Consider the following 16,510-nt stretch of genomic DNA (forward strand, 5'->3'; position numbering starts at 1 on the left):
TTAATAAATGCTGTTGTCAGAGGATTCTATTGTAATTTCTTTTTCTATATCTTATAATACAACCACCACTTATTAGGAGGTCTAATAATGATCGATATAAACTATGAACTGTATAAAGTCTTTTATCATGTGGCTTCTACCCTGAATTTCTCCGAGGCATCCAAACAGCTTTACATCTCCCAGTCGGCAGTAAGCCAGTCGATCAAGACTCTGGAGCGCAAACTGGACCAGGTCCTTTTCATACGAAGCACAAAAAAAGTGCAGCTTACTCCTGAAGGTGAGATCCTTATGCGCCACATCGAACCGGCCATGAATCTGATCCAGAAAGGGGAGGCCCAGCTTCTGGACGCGACATCTACCGGAGGCCAGATACGGATCGGCGCCAGCGACACCATATGCCGTTATTTCCTCATTCCTTATCTGGAGCGGTTCCACAAAGCTTTTCCAGGCGCCCACATAAAAGTGATCAACCAGACTTCCATGAAATGTGCCGAACTTCTCAGAAACGGGCAGGTGGATCTCATTGTCGTAAATTATCCAAATGCTCATCTGGGCACGTCCGTATCCACCACACATTTAAAAAAATTCAGAGATATTTTTATCGCCGGTAACAACTTCCGCGAGCTAAAAGGGAAAAAACTTTCCTTCTCACAACTTCTTCAATATCCGATCCTTATGCTGGACAAAAACAGTACGACCAATGAATTCCTGCACCAGATCTTCCAGCAGCACCAGCTGGATCTGGTGCCGGAAATCGAGCTCACCAGCAATGACCTTCTGATCGATCTGGCCAGGATCGGGCTTGGCATCGCATTTGTGCCCGATTACTGTATATCCGGTATTGGGAAGGACGTCTTTATCATAGAGACACAAGAAGATCTCCCCGACCGGGAACTTGTGGTGGCCTGGAATGATCGTCTGCCTTTATCCAGGGCCTCCCTCGAATTTTTAAGCTATTTCCAGAATGATACCATATAGTCTTCCAGCGTGTCCGCGCTGCAGATCCGGTACCCGTCCCACTCCCGGGGAAATATCTCGCGATACTGCCGCTGGCAGAACCTGTCGTCCAGAAGAAGGATCAATCCCTTGTCCTTCTCCGTGCGGATTACCCTTCCCGCAGACTGGAGCACTTTATTCATCCCGGGGTAGAGATAGGCATAATCAAAACCTCTCATATCCTGTTTCTCGAAATACTGTTTCACGATCTCACGCTCATTACAAACCTGCGGGAGCCCGGTTCCCACTATAATGGCCCCAATCAGTCTGTCCTCCGCAAGATCAATCCCCTCGGAAAAAATACCTCCCATAACGCAGAATCCGACCAGGCTTTTCCCCCGGTCTTGGGCAAACATCTCCAGAAATTTTTCTCTCTCAGTCTCAGACATATTCTGAGACTGAAGGATCGTATCAACCTCCAGGCGCATTTCTTCTGAAAGTTTCAGAAACTGTTCATAGACGTCTTCCATCATCCGGTAAGATGGGAAAAACGCCATATAATTCCCTGCTTGTCCCCTCAAAGCCTCTGCAATGTATCGTGCAAGCCGGGCATACATTTCTGTATTCCGCATAGTATATCTCGTGCTCACATCTCTTCCCAGAAGAAGCAGCCGATTCTCTCTGGGAAAAGAAGACTCTGCGTATATGGCATAATCATCCGGCTCCACAGATAAAAGCTTTCTGTAATAATGGATCGGGAGCAAGGTCGCAGAAAAGAAGATCGTCCCGCTCCCATATTCCAGATAATTCTGCAGATTCTTCGCCGGATTGACACAGAACAGCTTTACGCGGAATCTGCCATCTTCCCCGAATTCACTGTAGATCACATAATTCTCATCCAAGATATCATGGATACTGATAAATGATCTCACCTGAAAATATAATTCCAGGATCTGTTCTCGTTTTTCCCCATCCGGCGCCTCTTCCAGATAGCGCTCCATCTCCGTCAGAAGATTCATCAGCTTTAAAGCGATATGGGATACGCTGTTCAGGATCTGTACACTCTCACACTCTTTCTTAAGAGCAAGAAACAGGCGGTTGACCTCATCCAGTCTCCGCGCCAGCACAGCATCTTCCCTTTTTATCAGCTTCTTTGCGTCCAGAAAATCTTCTTTACAAAGGACGGCGCTGTACATCTCTCTGCCGCGCTCTACCAGATTATGGGCCTCATCGATAAGAAAAATATATTCTTTGCTTCCACCCTCCGAAAAAAATCTCTTCAGATGGGCGGTCGGATCAAACACATAGTTATAGTCGCAGATAACCGCGTCCACCCAGTCAGATATATCCAGAGACAGTTCAAACGGACATACTCTGTACTTTTCCGCCTGCTCCTCGATCCTTCTGCGATCGATCTCGTCTCCCCGGGTGATCATATCATAGACCGCGTCATTGACACGGTCAAAATGTCCCTTTGCATAGGGACAGACATCCGGATTACAGACTGCCTCATCACAAAAACATATTTTTTCTTTTGCGGTGAGTGTAATAACTTTCATACAGAGCCCCTGCTCCTGAAGCTTCCGGAAAGCCTGCTCAGCCGCTGTCCTTGTGATCGTCTTTGCAGTCAGATAAAAAATCTTTTCTCCCAGTCTCTCCCCCAGAGCCTTTACAGCGGGAAACACAGTAGAGATCGTTTTTCCCACTCCGGTAGGTGCCTGGATGAACAGCTTTTTCTTTCTCAGAATCGTCCGGTAAACAGCGGCGGCCACATCTCTCTGCCCCTTTCGGTATGGGAACGGAAATTCCACCTGTCGGATTGAATCATCCCGTTTTTGTCTCCACTCGATCTGAAATCTGGCCCACTTCTCATACTGTCCGATCAGTTCCTGAAACCATTCCTTCAGCTCCGCCTTCGAGTACCGGAAGTTAAACCGCCGAATCTCCTCTGTATCCAGCTGACAGTATGTCATCTGGACTCCGATCTCATCCAAATTCTGCTGCTCTGCATAAATATACGCATAGCATTTTGCCTGGGCCAGATGGACCAAAACCGGCTCCTCAATATGGGACAGCTCCCGCAGTACCCCCTTGATCTCATCCACGATGACTTCTTCACCTGTGATAATACCGTCTGCCCGTCCTTCTACCTGGATCGAAAACTCCCCGCAGGGGATCCTCATCTTCAGGCTGACTTCCGCCTGGTACTCGGGACCCATCCGTCTCTGGATCTTTCTGTGCAGCCGTCCTCCCATCAACATGGCATCCCTGTCCGGGCCGCCGGCCCTGCGGCTGTCAATGTCTCCTTCTCTCAGAATAAACTCTACCAGATTCCGGACAGACACCCGTACTGTTCGGATCTCCTCATTTATCTGTTCACTCAACTTTTTTGTCTCTGCCTTCTCACATCTTCTCAAGCAATCCTTACTCTCAATGTCCTTCCGGTGATGTCGCAATGTCATTCCCACATAAAACCATGTAAGGATCTGCTCCGCGTACAGTATTATGTTATCTGTCCCGGCATATTCTGTCAAGTTCCGGTCCCGGGCACCTCGTCCCCCGCGCGCGTATTCCTCTGATCCCGGTGCGGCTCTCTGCTCCGGCCGCGAAACTCCGGCATCTGATCCCGATAACGAAGAGGAAGATGATTTCTCTGGCATCTGGGATTCTCCCGCTCCTGTATAGAGATCGACTGGAAAAACCCACTCCACAATCGTTCGTATTCTTTCTCTTTTTCTGATACTTTCCCTGCCTGCGCCTCGTCCAGAGTCTCGCCCCAGACAAGCCCCCAGGACTCCCTTGCTCTGTGTACCAGAAACACACCGTGAGACTTATCGTAGATCATCCAGTTTTCCAGCGGAAACCTGTCTGTAAAGTGATCTGCCACACAGGTCAGCACCTGTGCCTTCGGTGTGATTTCAGAAAAGAGGATCCCGTTCTCCAGCTCCCGGAATCGGATAAACTCTTCGTACATATGAGCTTCATTTGAAACGCTTCTGCTCATGGCAAACACCTTTGCCACGTCAGGATTTCCAAGATGATCCATGATCTTCCGGCTGTCACGGATATTCCTGGCCTCCTGTATCGTCTTAAAAACCGCGGTACCTTTGTCCGCCTCCGGAGACAACAGTGCATGATAAATATCCCAGTACGCATTATAGCCCAGGTATCTCTTGATCATCCTTTCCAGACGTTCTGCCTTTGACTCACATTCAGCCACAGTCCTGTATTCACAAAACAGCTGCTGTTGTGTCCTTCCCCGTATCTCTATGCCGGCATCTTTGTCCCGGCATTCCTTCCACGCGTCATGGATCGCCGAATATAGTCCCGTTATGGTATCTGTACATATATAAACCTGCTTCATCCTGTACTCATCCCTTTCAGATCTGTATTCACATCGTCAAAAAGAGACAGCTGTCGGAAAGTCATGCCGTCCGCTCCTTCCGGCAGCTTTTCCTTCGTATTCATCAGATTCCTCGTAATATAATCCTCCTCTATACGGACAGGATACATCATCTTACCGCTGCATGTGATAAAATACAAAGCCCGCTTCAGCACGACCCCGATCTTTTTCAGATCATCAAAATTCAGATTTCCCATGCGCCGCGCCTTCACGATCCTTCCCGCGGACTTGTACCCGATCCCGGGCACCCGCAGAAGCGTATAATAGTCTGCCCGGTTGACCTCCACCGGGAACTCTTCCAGATGCTTCAGAGCCCAGCAGCACTTTGGATCAAGAAAAACATTAAAATTCGGATTCTCCTCATCCAGGAGCTCCGACGCCTTAAAATGATAAAATCTCAGCAGCCAGTCTGCCTGGTAAAGACGGTGTTCCCGGAGCAGCGGCGGTCCCTGATCTCTGATGGAGGGCAGTGCCTTGTCCTCATTAACCGGGACAAAAGCGGAAAAAAAGACCCTCTTCAGATCAAATTTCTTATACAGCGCCTCCGTCACATTCAGGATCTGATAATCTGACTCCGGCGTCGCCCCGATGATCATCTGGGTGCTCTGGCCCGCCGGGACAAATCTGGGCGCGCTGCGGTATAATGCGATCTCCTGCCGGTTTTCCTTTGACTTTTCCTGTACATATCTCATGGGAGCGAGGATATTCTTCCGGGACTTGTGAGGCGCCAGAAGCCGGAGGCTTTCAGCAGTAGGCAGCTCTATGTTCACACTCATCCTGTCCGCCAGATATCCGGTCAGCCGGATCAGTCTCTGATCTGCGCCCGGTATCGCCTTTACATGAATATACCCCTGGAAATTACAGACATATCTCAACCGGTACAAAGTAGCGTAGATCAGCTCCATGGTATAATCCGGACTTTTCAGTATACCGGAGCTCAGAAAAAGCCCTTCAATATAATTCCTTCGGTAGAACTCCATTGTCAGAGTACATACTTCCTCCGGAGTGAATGATGTTCTGGGCACATCATTAGATGCCCGGTTGATACAGTATTTACAGTCATAAATACACTCATTTGTAAACAGGATCTTCAGCAGGGAAATGCACCTTCCGTCCGCGGAAAAGCTGTGACATATCCCCGCTTTACGGCAGTTTCCCATACCTTTGCCGTCGCCCTGCCTGTCCACTCCGCTGGAAGTACAGGAGACATCGTACTTGGCCGCGTCAGACAATATATTCAGTTTTTCATATAAAGACATCCCTTCTACGATCCTGTCCATCATATCGCCTCTCCGAAATCGAACACATGTTCTTTTACAGACAGTATAGCACATATGTTCGTCCATATCAAGAGAGAAATCTGAGATTGTTGAAGTGGTGGATGTGGCCGCCATGGAAGGAAGAGGATATCCATCTCAGGCACGCTTTCGCTCGGAGCTGCAACGCAGCGGCACATAAAGGCGCAAAGAACGCGCCCCAAGTGCCGGCGTTGCTGCACGGCCCTCGATGGACACCTCTTCCTTCCCCGGCGCCCTATCCTACTTCCTCAACAATCTCGCGATTTAAAAGTAATTATGAGAGTGGAACCTTATCGACTATATACTCTGCCTTCAAGAAAGTCAGAAAATATAAGCCAGAGATCCGTGGATGTCAGGGTCAGGCCGCCTTATGGCGGTGTTTCGCAGACCTGACATCCACGGATCTTTGGCATAATAACCTTTGGACTCGTAAATGTCTTTTTCTCCAATAGCGTTCCGTTTTCGTCTTACTTTATAATCGTGAGATTGACGGAGGATGAATCATGACACCGGAAAGGATAGATAAAGTGTAGCGTAGAGAAAAACCAACGGTCGGAAGAACCTTTCTGCGGCGGCAGATGGGTGGACCGGCGACTTTGGAGGAATCCGCTGGAAAACTTAAGGGACTTAGGATCCGCCGTTAAGCAATCCGATGAGATTGTCTGAGCGAATGCGAGTTGCTCATCGGATTGCTTTGTATTTAGGCGGGTTCTAAGTCCCTTTATGTTTTCCCGGATTCCGGAACGGAGGCGGGGCCACCCATTCTGTTGCCGCAGAATACGTTTTTCTGATACCGGCTTTTTTCTATTCCCTAAGGTTTATCTATCCTCCCCGGCGTCTTCTGAATCACTCCGACAAACTCAGATTTATTCGCACTCGCGGATCCGTTTTCTGAGCGGAAGCACCATAGCCGGTGAAACGGACAGCTCATCCAGCCCCATCTTCAGGAATTCTTCTGTCAGCTCCAGGTCAGCCCCCAGCTCTCCGCAGATACCGATCCATGCGCCTTCCGCATGAGCGTTCTCTGCCGCCATCCGGATCATGGCAAGCACTGCCGGATGATGAGGATCATAGAATTCATCCAGTTTTGAGTTCTGGCGGTCGATCGCCAGTGTATACTGGGTCAGGTCATTCGTTCCCACACTGAAGAAATCCACTTCCTTCGCCAGGTCCCGGCTGACCATAACCGACGCCGGTGTCTCGATCATGATCCCAAGCTCAACATCTTCCTTATAGGGAATTCCTTCCTCTTTAAGCTCTGCTTTTACTTCCGCGATCATCTCTTTGATCTTTCGCACTTCGCTGACAGAGATGATCATGGGGAACATGATGGATATATTGCCAAACATGGCCGCACGGTACAATGCGCGCAGCTGTGTCTTGAAGATCTCCGGCCTTGTCAGACAGATACGGATGGCGCGGTAACCCAGCGCCGGATTTTCCTCCTTGTCAAGTCCGAAATAATCTACCTGTTTGTCAGCGCCAATATCCAGCGTACGGATGATCACTTTCTTCCCCGCCATGCTTTCAGCCACCTGCTTGTAGACAGCAAACTGCTGCTCCTCTGTTGGGAAATCCGTGTTCTCCAGATACAGGAACTCGCTCCGGAACAGGCCGATCCCGCCGGCGTCGTTCTTGAGCACCGCCCCCAGGTCAGATACATTTCCGATATTTGCATAGACATTGATCTTCTGCCCGCTCTTTGTAACATTTTCCTTGCCTTTGAGCTGCTCCAGAAGAGCCTTCTGCTGCAGATCCTTGGCCCGTTTCTCTTTCATGGTCTTAAGAGTTTCCTCGTCGGGCTCAATGTAGAGTGTTCCTGTAAACCCGTCGATCACGGCTGTTTTCCCGTCATACTCTTTTACAAGGGCCTCGCCAAGTCCGATCACTGCCGGTATATTCATGGTCCGGGCCAGGATCGCCGTATGGGAATTGGAAGAGCCATACATGGTGGCAAATCCCAGGACCTTATCCTTGTCCAGCTGTACTGTCTCACTGGGCGCAAGATCGTCCGCCGCGATGATACAGGGTTCCGTCATCTCCTGGATACCGCCGTCTACTCCACATAGAATATCAAGGACACGTTCTGACACGTCCCTGACATCTGCCGCGCGGCCCTGCATATAAGCATCATCCATGGCCGCGAACATCTGGGCAAAATTATCCGCTGTGGTAGCCACCGCATACTCTGCGTTGACCTCCTGTGTCCGGATGATGTTCTCAATAGACTCCAGATAGTCCAGATCTTCCAGCATCATCTGATGGATCTCGAAAATCATAGCATTGGCCTCTCCCACATCGGCGAGAGCTTTGTCATACAGGCCTTTCAGCTGGGCCACCGCTGTCTCCTTCGCTTCCTGGAATCGCTTCCACTCTGCGTCCACATCGCCTACATGGATCCTTTTGATCACTTTCTCATTTCTCTTATAGAACATGAGCTTCCCGATCGCGACGCCGCCGAATACACTTTTACCACTTATCGTAATCATAATTTATAAATCCTCCTTGGTATGATTTATAAATTCTCCTTGAAGAATGCTTCTAATTCCGCAGCTGCCTTGTCCTCGTCCGGGCCCTCGACCGTTATGGTCACTTCTTCTCCTGTCTTAACACCAAGTCCCATTACACCGAAGATCCTCTTTGCGTCCGCGCTCTTCCCTGCCTTCTCGATCTTAACTGCAGACTGGTACCCGCCTGCCTGCTTTACGAGGATTCCTGCCGGCCTTGCATGGATTCCTTCCGGATCTGTGATCACGTATTTAAATTCTTTCATAATTTGTGTCCTCCTTGATTTCGTAATTCTTTTATAAGTATATAACACAACACCTGAATTTTCAATCGCTGTTTAAATAAACTGTTATTCACTTGTGATAATGTCACCTTAGGATTCACTTGAGATTTTGTCTCTTTTTGGTATCCTATTAAAGTTATGAAAGAAGGTAAAATTACATTGTCACAAAAACAACTGAAAACTCTTACTGTCATCAACCGTTTTATTGACAAATCCATTTCCAGACAACAGGCTGCTGAGCTTCTAGGTCTTTCTCCACGCCAGATCTCACGTTTAAAGAAAGGAGTCCTTACTTCTGGCGCAGAATCCCTCATTCACAAAAATACCGGCAGAAAGCCTGCTCACGCTGTTCCAGATGAATTGAAGGAAGCCGTCCTTCAGATTTATTCCCGCCCGGAATTTTCTGGGGTCAACTTCCTCCATTTCAAAGATATACTCGTAGCAGATTTCGGAATCACCCTTTCCTATTCTGCCCTTTCCAGTATACTAAAAAATGCAGGTTTTGAAAGCCCCAAAAAGAAAAAAATCCGTCACCGTACCCATCGACGGAAAAGAAAGCCTCATCCCGGACAACTGATACAGATTGACGCTACGCCTTACGAATGGTTTGGCGGTAATACCAAGTATGCTCTGCATGGAGCCATTGATGATGCCACCGGCAACGTGGTCGGCCTGTTCCTTACCCACAACGAATGCCTTTACGGTTACCTGGAAACCATGCGTCAGTGCTGCATGGACTTTGGCATCCCGCAAACGGTTTATTCCGACAATCACACAATCTTCCGCTCCCCCAAAACCGGGAAACTTACTGTAGATGAGCTGGTCGTAGGTAAGACCGTTCATCTGACCCAATTCGGACGTTCTATGCATGAACTGGGAGTTGATCTCATCTTTGCAAAAACACCTCAGGCAAAAGGGCGTATTGAACGCTTATGGGCAACTCTTCAGAGCAGGCTTCCTGTTGAATTCGCAAGGCGGGGGATCAGGACCCTGACGGAAGCAAACCGTTTCCTGGAAATGGAGTATCGGGAACTCTTCAACCAAAAATTCTCTGTCACACCGGAAGCGGAGTCCATTTTTATCCCCCCAGCAAAAGGAATCGATCTGGATTCCATTCTCTGTGTAAAACACACGAGAAAAACAGATGCAGCCGGAACTTTTTCTTTTAAAAACCGCTGTTTTCAGATTTTAGACAAAGGGTTCCCCATTATCAATGCCCGCCGTGAGATCACCGTATTGATAAATCCCCGTTTCGGTATCCGCATAGAGTACGGAGGCCGGATTTACAACACGATCCGGTACCTGAAACCGCAAAACAAAAATGCCAGCTTAAAGGTACCTAAAAAGGTACGGACAACTGTAGAACCACATTTGCAGTTACGGCACAGCAGCGAAGAATGGAAAGCCATTTGGTGGCTGGAAGATTATAACCTGTCACTTAAATTTTTGTACGAATTGTTTTTTGAGAAACAACAGTCTGCTTCGTAAAAGGGCATTTGCCCTTTGATATTGTCAAGATTAGTTGACACATTTATTTCAAGGATATCACTGACTATGCTACCAGTTCCAAATCCTCATAATACTGTCTGCGTTTTATCATGGGAGGAAGCCCGCCATTGGCAGAGCAGATCCTCCGGTTATTCCAGTAGCTGAGGAAGTATCTCCAAATGAGCGCCTTTAATTCCTCTACCGTCATCTGCCTTGTGTCATAGCGGTCATAAAGGAGCTCTGTCTTCATTCTGGCCCACATACTCTCACAGCGTGCATTATCATGGCAGCGTCCTCCTGCACTGTTCATGCTTTGGTGGATGTGGTGCTCCCGGATGGTCTGGCGGTAAGACTCACTGGTATACTGTGTCCCACGGTCACTGTGGATGATCGCTCCTTCCAATGCGGGATATGCAGTCAGGGCATTTTCCAGTGTTTGGATACACAGATCTGCTTTCATGTTTGTCCCCATTGACAGACCGAGGACGCTAAGATCAAAGCAGTCGAAAATCGCAGATACATACAGTTTCCCATTGCGCGCCGGGATCTCCGTGATATCTGTAATACATTTTTCTAATGGGGCATCTGAATGGAAATCCCGCTTCAACAGATCATCCGATTTCATGGCTTCCCGGTCTGCCTTTGTAAGTCCATTCGGCTTTCTCTTTGGCCGATGGCTCAGGCCGATCTGATCCATAACCCGGTATACGGTCCGTTCACTGGGGATATGTACGCCTTCCGGCTGCTTCAGCAACAGCGCCTGATACATCCGGATCCGTCCATAAGTATCGTTACATTCATCCTCGCTGATGATTTCTTTCATGGCATCCGCCAGATCCTGGTACTTCCATGGACGGTCTTTGTTTGCGAGATATTTATAGAAGCCCTGCCGGCTGATACCAAGCATCCGGCAATAAAATGAAATTTTTCCGGTAATCCTGCCGTCCTCTGTTTTCAAAGCGAGAAAGATCATTCTCTGGTTTTTGCTGACTTCCGACGGCTGGCGGCGAAAAAAGCGCTGGCTTCCTCCAGAAATTCATTTTCTTCCTTCAGGCGGCGGATTTCTTTATCCTGCTCCTTCACCCGCTTACGCAGCATGGTAATTTCTTCTGACAGGCTCATTGCACTGGCAGGGGTATGGGAACCTTCCCCAACATCCAGCTTACCAGCTCTTACAGCTTTCAGCCATGTATGGATGGTTCCTTCAGGGATTCCTAATTCTTTAGCAGCCTTAGCGCCGCCGATTTCTTTGGCAAGTTTCACTGCCTGTACTTTGTATTCATGGTCATATTTACGTGCCACTTTGAATACCTCCTTATTCTCTTGGTTTTATTATGAAATCCTTGAGAATAAGCTGTCAACTTTTTTTATACCACACCACTTTTACGAAAGTGACATTATCTCAAGTGAAACTTAATATTAAAAAGTGACATTTTCAAAAGTTATTGACATCGCTGTTTAAATAAACAAAAAATTCCTTTTCAGACGTGTTTTTCTGAGCAATTTATATACATTCTCCGTTGACTTTTACCCTCAAACATGCTACACTGAGCCCGTATTGGTGCTTAGCATTTCAGTACAGCAACTTATTTATTTTCTTAATGGAGGGCAACACAATGACAGGTACAGTAAAATGGTTTAACAACCAGAAGGGCTATGGATTCATCTCCGATTCTGAAGGCAACGATATCTTCGTTCACTATTCAGGACTCGTAATGGACGGATTCAAGACCCTGGAAGAAGGCCAGGCTGTCGAATTTGACGTGACAGAAGGCACAAAGGGACCTCAGGCAACAAATGTAGTAAAACTTTAATCAGATTTTTTAATGTACCTTTTAATATATAAATGGACTTGAATTATTAAAAGCAATACAGAGAAAAGAGATTAAAAAATTACGCCGGACTGCTCTTCAGCCGTCCGGCGTAATTTTTTATTTTTTTCTGTCTGACCGGGGATTTTTAGTTCTGCCCGGCACCTTTTATATTGGAGACATATGCTTCCGCCGCCTCCCATACATCGAATCCGCTTCCTCTGAGAATATCCACCACTCTCGCCGGATCATCACACTTCAGGACCGCAGACGCGTCCGCGCCGTTGGCAAAAGCATACATATACTCGATATTAACATCGCCTTCTACGATCTGATGCATGGCGCGGCTCAGGGAACCTGTCTCATGAGGAACTCTCAGAGCGATCACATCTGTGAGCATTGCCGTGATCCCATTATCTTTTAAAACAGCTTTGCCCTTGTTCGGGTCAGATACGATCATCCTCAGCATTCCGTACTCCGTTGTGTCCGCAAGACTGAGGGCAACGATATTGATATCATTCCCCGCCAGAACAGACAACACTTCGTCCAGACGCCCCTCTCTGTTCTCCAGAAACACTGATAACTGTTGGATCGTGATTCCCATAACTTTTACCTCCTTTTTTACAGATTCCTGTTGTCAATAACGCGGACTGCTTTGCCCTCGCTTCTCTGGATCGTTTTCGGCTCCACCAGCTTCACCCGTACAGAAATACCCAGGGCCGCTTTCAGCACTCCCGCGATCTTGTTTCTCAGCGCGTCCAGTTTCCGGATCTCATCGGAGAATACCGATTCGTCCACTTCCACCATAACCGTCAGGACATCCAGGTTATCCTCTCTGTCCACGATCAGCATATAGTGGGGAGCCACAACCCCTCCGATGGAAAGAAGAGCCGTCTCCACCTGAGTCGGGAATACATTGACGCCACGGATTACTTTCATATCATCTGTCCGGCCTGTGAACTTGGAGATCCTCGGAAGAGTACGCCCGCACTCACACGTACTGTGGTCAATACTGGTCAGATCCTTCGTACGGTAGCGGATCAGAGGCATAGCCTCCTTTGCCAGTGTCGTGAACACAAGCTCTCCTGTCTCGCCGTCCGCACATTTCTCATGTGTAACCGGATCCAGCACTTCCGGATAGAAATAATCCGCATGGACATGCAGGCCTGCCTTATGGATACAGTCCTGGGCCACGCCCGGTCCCGTGATCTCGCAGAGTCCGTAAATGTCGAAACAGTTAATATGAAGAATACTCTCGATCTTCTTTCTCATTTCCTCGGTCCACGGCTCCGCGCCGTGGATGCCGGCTTTTAATTTCATATGATCTACAAGCCCGGCCTCCTGGATGGATTCCGCAAGATACAGCGCATAGGAAGGAGTACATGCGAAAGCAGTCGCTCCAAGGTCTTCCATACACATCATCTGGCGCTTTGTATTTCCCGCGGACATCGGGATCGCCGTGGCCCCAAGCGCTTTCGCGCCATAGTCCAGTCCCATTCCTCCGGTGAAAAGTCCGTACCCGTAGCAAACATGGATGATATCCTCATTGGTAAGCCCGGCCATTGTCAGGCCTCTTGCCACACATTCTCCCCAAACATCCACATCCTTCTGTGAATACGGCGCTATGGTCAGCTTCCCGGTAGTTCCTGAAGTTCCCTGGACACGGACCACATCCTTCATAGGGATCGCCAGAAGACCGAAAGGATAATTATTTTTCAGATCTTCCTTTGTGGTGAACGGGAGCTTGTTGATGTCTTCGATGGACTTGATATCTCCGGGTTCTACCCCTGACTCCTGCATCTTTTTGCGGTAAAATTCCACATGGTCGTATACTTTCTTTACCACATCCACGAGACGTCTGCTCTGCAGAGCGGCCATCTCGTCCCTGCTCATACACTCAATCTTCGGATCACGGATCCTCTCAACCCAGTTTTCTAATGATACTGCCGCCATTTTCTTTTTTCTCCTTTGATATTCGTATAATTTCCTATAATTCTGATTCCTCTACGAGCTTGATATCCGCAGCCCTGAGGACCTGTTCCGCCTTCTCGAAATCATTTGTATGAAATACCATGACAGGAGCTTTTCCTTCGCGGATCACAAAAGAATAAATATAATCGACATTGATCTGACCCTCTGCCAGGATGGAGAACATGTGATTTAAATTCCCCTTTTCGTCCTTGAGCTCTGCGCCGATCACATCGGTGATCCTCGTCACAAATCCCTCTTTTGTCAGACTCTCCTTCGCCCGCGCCGGATCGTCGACTACAAGCCGCATGATGCCGAACTCCGGCGAGTCAAATGTTGAAACAGCCCGGATATTGATATGTGCTTCTGTAAGGACTGATGTCACCTTCATCATGCTGCCCGGCTGATTTTCCACGAATATTGATATCTGCCTGATCATTATTATCACCGCCCTTCGCTCTGAATTTTTTATCTGAATTCTTATCTGTATCTCCTACTCCAGACTGTATCCCACATCAAACGCTTTTTTGTTGATCTCTGTCGTCTTCGGCGGGACTGTCTTCTCGATCACATCATACCACTGCTCTTTTGTAAAATCCATATGCTGCGCGGCGATGCCGAGAACGATCAGATTAAATACCTTGGGGTTCCCCAGCTTTTTGGATTCTTCTGTGGCATTCACCTTGTAGACCTTGTACTCTTTCTCCAGATCCTCAAGAATATGTTCTGGATACTGCGCCGCTCCAATTACCACAGGCATGGGGTCGATCCGCCAGTCGTTGACAATAAGTACACCGTCTTTTTTAAGGAAATGAGCATATCTCAGAGCTTCCAGACGCTCAAAAGCGATGATCACGTCTGCCTGCCCCTCTTCTACGATAGGCTCTGCCACTTTATCTCCGTAACGCACAAAGGTGACCACGCTTCCGCCTCTCTGCGCCATACCGTGTACTTCAGAAAGCTTCACGTCATATCCTCCCGCGATGGTGAGGCCACCCAGGATCCGGCTTGTAAGAAGAGTTCCCTGACCGCCCACGCCGACGATCATAATATTCTTTACCGCCATTACTGCTCACCCTCCTTTACAAGCTCGATCGCTCCAAATTTACACAATTTCTCACACAGACCGCATCCGGTGCACATCGTGTCATCAATATGGATGGTGCCGTCCGGATTCTTTGTCATGGCCGGGCATCCCGGCTTCATGCACATGCCGCACTTCTTACATTTCTCTGTATGAGCAATGTAAAGCGGCTTCTTCCTCTTATCCAGCAGGACGCAGGGAGTCTTGGTGATGATAACGGATATCTCATCCTTTGCGACTTCCTCTTTCACTGTCTTTTCCAGAAGGTCAATGTCCAGCGCGTTGACCTCCACCACATTCTTCACGCCGATGGCACGGCAGAGCGCCTGGATATTGATCGCGTAGGTCGGATCCCCCTGCAAAGTCTTTCCTGTCGCCGCATGATCCTGATGTCCGGTCATTCCTGTCGTGGAATTGTCCATGATGATCACAGTTCCCGTGGCTTTGTTGTATACCATATTCATAAGGGAATTGACGCCGGTATGCATAAAGGTAGAATCTCCGATCACGGCAACCCAGTTCTTTATGTAATCTTTGCCCTTTGCCTTCTCCATTCCATGAAGAGTGGAAATGCTGGAACCCATGCACATGGTGGTATCGATCACGCTTAAAGGGGCCACCGCTCCCAATGTATAGCATCCGATATCTCCCGCCGCGTGCATCTTCAGTTTGTTGAGTACGTAGAACACGCTCCTGTGGGGACATCCCGGACAGAGGATCGGTGGTCTCCCGGGAGCTGCCGCCGGACTTTTCAGCTGCAGATCCTGCTTTAAGATCGCTTCCCGCAGCATGTTGGCGCTGTACTCACCCTGTACGGTAAAAATTTCCTTCCCGATCGCCTTGATCCCCCAGGATTTTACCTGCTCTTCGATAACGGGATCCAGTTCTTCTACAATATATAATGTCTTAACTTTTGACGCGAAATCTTCGATCAGCTTTCTCGGAAGAGGATTCACCATTCCCAGCTTCAGGACAGAAGCGTCCGGAAGGGCTTCCTTCACATACTGATACGGGATGCCGCTGGTGATGACGCCGATCTTTGTGTCATTCATCTCCACGCGGTTGATGGGAAGCGTGTTTGCCGCCTCCGCCAGCTCCAGATTCCGTTTCTCGATCTCAATGTGACGGATCTTCGCGTTTCCGGGCATCATGACATTTTTCGTGATATTCTTCTCATAGGGTCTGTCTTTTATCTCTGCCCGATCGCAGAGTTCCACCAGTCCCTGGGAATGTGCCAGTCTGGTAGTGGTACGGAAGATAAAAGGCCGGTCATATTCCTCACTGAGTTCAAAAGCCACTTTAAAGAAGTCTTTCGCCTCCGCGCTGTCTGAAGGCTCTATCACCGGGATCTGGGCAGCCCTTGCAACCATCCTTGTATCCTGCTCATTCTGGGAACTGTACAGCCCGGGATCGTCCGCCACCACGATGACCAGCCCGCCGTTCACTCCCATATAGGATACAGAGTACAGCGGATCTGCCGCTACGTTCAGTCCGACATGTTTCATACAGGCCATGGCCCGGACTCCCGCGAGGCTGGCTCCCACTGCTACCTCCGTAGCCACCTTCTCATTGGGGGCCCACTCTTCATATACGTCATCCCTGTACTGTACAAGATATTCACTGATTTCCGTGCTGGGTGTTCCCGGATACGCCGAAGAGACTTTCACTCCGGCCTCATACGCTCCCCGGGCGATCGCCTCATTGCCCAGCATGATCACTTTCTCTGCCATA

Annotated in this window: 15 protein-coding genes; 3 read left to right on the top strand and 12 right to left on the bottom strand. The window is 48.7% G+C overall.

The window, feature by feature from the left end; genetic code table 11:
- Positions 1–90: 90 nt before the first annotated feature.
- On the top strand, positions 91–978 hold the full coding sequence (locus tag BQ7367_RS12830; protein WP_442855404.1) for a LysR family transcriptional regulator: 888 nt from the start codon (positions 91–93) through the stop codon (positions 976–978).
- Here BQ7367_RS12830 and BQ7367_RS12835 read toward each other — a convergent pair.
- From BQ7367_RS12835 to BQ7367_RS12855, 5 genes are all read right to left on the bottom strand, one after another.
- Positions 954–3,398 carry an ATP-dependent DNA helicase gene (locus BQ7367_RS12835; protein ID WP_083588979.1) on the bottom strand — a complete coding sequence of 815 codons (2,445 nt, stop codon included), beginning with the start codon at positions 3,396–3,398 and terminating at the stop codon, positions 954–956. The two genes, BQ7367_RS12830 and BQ7367_RS12835, sit on opposite strands and share 25 nt — an antisense overlap.
- Positions 3,399–3,466: 68 nt before the next feature.
- A complete protein-coding gene (locus BQ7367_RS12840; RefSeq protein WP_083588942.1) occupies positions 3,467–4,300 on the bottom strand; it encodes a TIGR03915 family putative DNA repair protein in 834 nt (277 codons plus the stop codon).
- Positions 4,297–5,622 carry a putative DNA modification/repair radical SAM protein gene (locus tag BQ7367_RS12845; protein ID WP_072525800.1) on the bottom strand — a complete coding sequence of 442 codons (1,326 nt, stop codon included), beginning with the start codon at positions 5,620–5,622 and terminating at the stop codon, positions 4,297–4,299. The genes BQ7367_RS12840 and BQ7367_RS12845 overlap by 4 nt, the downstream gene beginning before the upstream one ends.
- 881 nt (positions 5,623–6,503) lie before the next feature.
- Entirely contained in the window at positions 6,504–8,126 is a 1,623-nt protein-coding gene (gene ptsP / locus BQ7367_RS12850) for a phosphoenolpyruvate--protein phosphotransferase (RefSeq protein WP_072525801.1), read from the bottom strand.
- Between the two features lie 26 nt (positions 8,127–8,152).
- A complete protein-coding gene (locus BQ7367_RS12855) occupies positions 8,153–8,410 on the bottom strand; it encodes an HPr family phosphocarrier protein (RefSeq protein WP_072525802.1) in 258 nt (85 codons plus the stop codon).
- 156 nt (positions 8,411–8,566) lie between these two features.
- Here BQ7367_RS12855 and BQ7367_RS12860 point away from each other — a divergent pair, with 156 nt between their 5' ends.
- Entirely contained in the window at positions 8,567–9,916 is a 1,350-nt protein-coding gene (locus BQ7367_RS12860; RefSeq protein ID WP_072524277.1) for an ISNCY family transposase, read from the top strand.
- A 64-nt stretch (positions 9,917–9,980) separates the two neighbouring features.
- Here BQ7367_RS12860 and BQ7367_RS12865 read toward each other — a convergent pair whose 3' ends face one another.
- Together BQ7367_RS12865 and BQ7367_RS12870 are read right to left on the bottom strand one after the other, a co-directional pair.
- A complete protein-coding gene (locus BQ7367_RS12865) occupies positions 9,981–10,889 on the bottom strand; it encodes an IS3 family transposase (protein ID WP_072524276.1) in 909 nt (302 codons plus the stop codon).
- A complete protein-coding gene (locus tag BQ7367_RS12870) occupies positions 10,886–11,218 on the bottom strand; it encodes a transposase (protein ID WP_072524275.1) in 333 nt (110 codons plus the stop codon). The genes BQ7367_RS12865 and BQ7367_RS12870 overlap by 4 nt, the downstream gene beginning before the upstream one ends.
- A 314-nt stretch (positions 11,219–11,532) precedes the next feature.
- On the opposite strand from BQ7367_RS12870, the gene BQ7367_RS12875 reads away from it, so the two are divergent.
- Positions 11,533–11,730, top strand: coding sequence for a cold shock domain-containing protein (locus BQ7367_RS12875; protein WP_072525803.1), 198 nt, complete (start codon positions 11,533–11,535; stop codon positions 11,728–11,730).
- Between the two features lie 145 nt (positions 11,731–11,875).
- Here BQ7367_RS12875 and BQ7367_RS12880 read toward each other — a convergent pair whose 3' ends face one another.
- From BQ7367_RS12880 to iorA, 5 genes are read right to left on the bottom strand one after another with little or no spacing between them, the layout of a single operon-like run.
- Positions 11,876–12,331 (bottom strand): amino acid-binding protein, encoded by a 456-nt coding sequence (locus tag BQ7367_RS12880; RefSeq protein ID WP_072525804.1) that lies wholly within the window; start codon positions 12,329–12,331, stop codon positions 11,876–11,878.
- A gap of 17 nt (positions 12,332–12,348) precedes the next feature.
- Entirely contained in the window at positions 12,349–13,680 is a 1,332-nt protein-coding gene (locus BQ7367_RS12885) for a phenylacetate--CoA ligase family protein (RefSeq protein WP_072525805.1), read from the bottom strand.
- A 34-nt stretch (positions 13,681–13,714) separates the two neighbouring features.
- Positions 13,715–14,134, bottom strand: a complete 420-nt coding sequence (locus tag BQ7367_RS12890) for an ACT domain-containing protein (RefSeq protein WP_072525806.1) — start codon at positions 14,132–14,134, stop codon at positions 13,715–13,717.
- A gap of 54 nt (positions 14,135–14,188) precedes the next feature.
- Complete coding sequence (locus tag BQ7367_RS12895) at positions 14,189–14,761, bottom strand: indolepyruvate oxidoreductase subunit beta (RefSeq protein ID WP_072525807.1); 573 nt, start codon at positions 14,759–14,761, stop codon at positions 14,189–14,191.
- A complete protein-coding gene (iorA, locus tag BQ7367_RS12900) occupies positions 14,761–16,509 on the bottom strand; it encodes an indolepyruvate ferredoxin oxidoreductase subunit alpha (RefSeq protein WP_072525808.1) in 1,749 nt (582 codons plus the stop codon). The genes BQ7367_RS12895 and iorA overlap by 1 nt, the downstream gene beginning before the upstream one ends.
- Position 16,510 lies beyond the last annotated feature (1 nt).

It is taken from the genome of Clostridium sp. Marseille-P3244, from assembly GCF_900120155.1.
In the GTDB taxonomy this organism is placed as follows: Bacteria; Bacillota; Clostridia; order Lachnospirales; family Lachnospiraceae; genus Mediterraneibacter.

What these genes read in the sequence shown, in the direction of transcription:
- BQ7367_RS12865 (WP_072524276.1), bottom strand. Translation starts at nt 10,889, where the DNA reads ATGATCTTTCTCGCTTTGAAAACAGAGGACGGCAGGATTACCGGAAAA.
- BQ7367_RS12840 (WP_083588942.1), bottom strand. Translation starts at nt 4,300, where the DNA reads ATGAAGCAGGTTTATATATGTACAGATACCATAACGGGACTATATTCG.
- BQ7367_RS12890 (WP_072525806.1), bottom strand. Translation starts at nt 14,134, where the DNA reads ATGATCAGGCAGATATCAATATTCGTGGAAAATCAGCCGGGCAGCATG.
- BQ7367_RS12835 (WP_083588979.1), bottom strand. Translation starts at nt 3,398, where the DNA reads ATGACATTGCGACATCACCGGAAGGACATTGAGAGTAAGGATTGCTTG.
- BQ7367_RS12875 (WP_072525803.1), top strand. Translation starts at nt 11,533, where the DNA reads ATGACAGGTACAGTAAAATGGTTTAACAACCAGAAGGGCTATGGATTC.
- ptsP (WP_072525801.1), bottom strand. Translation starts at nt 8,126, where the DNA reads ATGATTACGATAAGTGGTAAAAGTGTATTCGGCGGCGTCGCGATCGGG.
- BQ7367_RS12880 (WP_072525804.1), bottom strand. Translation starts at nt 12,331, where the DNA reads ATGGGAATCACGATCCAACAGTTATCAGTGTTTCTGGAGAACAGAGAG.
- BQ7367_RS12885 (WP_072525805.1), bottom strand. Translation starts at nt 13,680, where the DNA reads ATGGCGGCAGTATCATTAGAAAACTGGGTTGAGAGGATCCGTGATCCG.
- BQ7367_RS12895 (WP_072525807.1), bottom strand. Translation starts at nt 14,761, where the DNA reads ATGGCGGTAAAGAATATTATGATCGTCGGCGTGGGCGGTCAGGGAACT.
- iorA (WP_072525808.1), bottom strand. Translation starts at nt 16,509, where the DNA reads ATGGCAGAGAAAGTGATCATGCTGGGCAATGAGGCGATCGCCCGGGGA.
- BQ7367_RS12845 (WP_072525800.1), bottom strand. Translation starts at nt 5,622, where the DNA reads ATGATGGACAGGATCGTAGAAGGGATGTCTTTATATGAAAAACTGAAT.
- BQ7367_RS12855 (WP_072525802.1), bottom strand. Translation starts at nt 8,410, where the DNA reads ATGAAAGAATTTAAATACGTGATCACAGATCCGGAAGGAATCCATGCA.
- BQ7367_RS12860 (WP_072524277.1), top strand. Translation starts at nt 8,567, where the DNA reads ATGAAAGAAGGTAAAATTACATTGTCACAAAAACAACTGAAAACTCTT.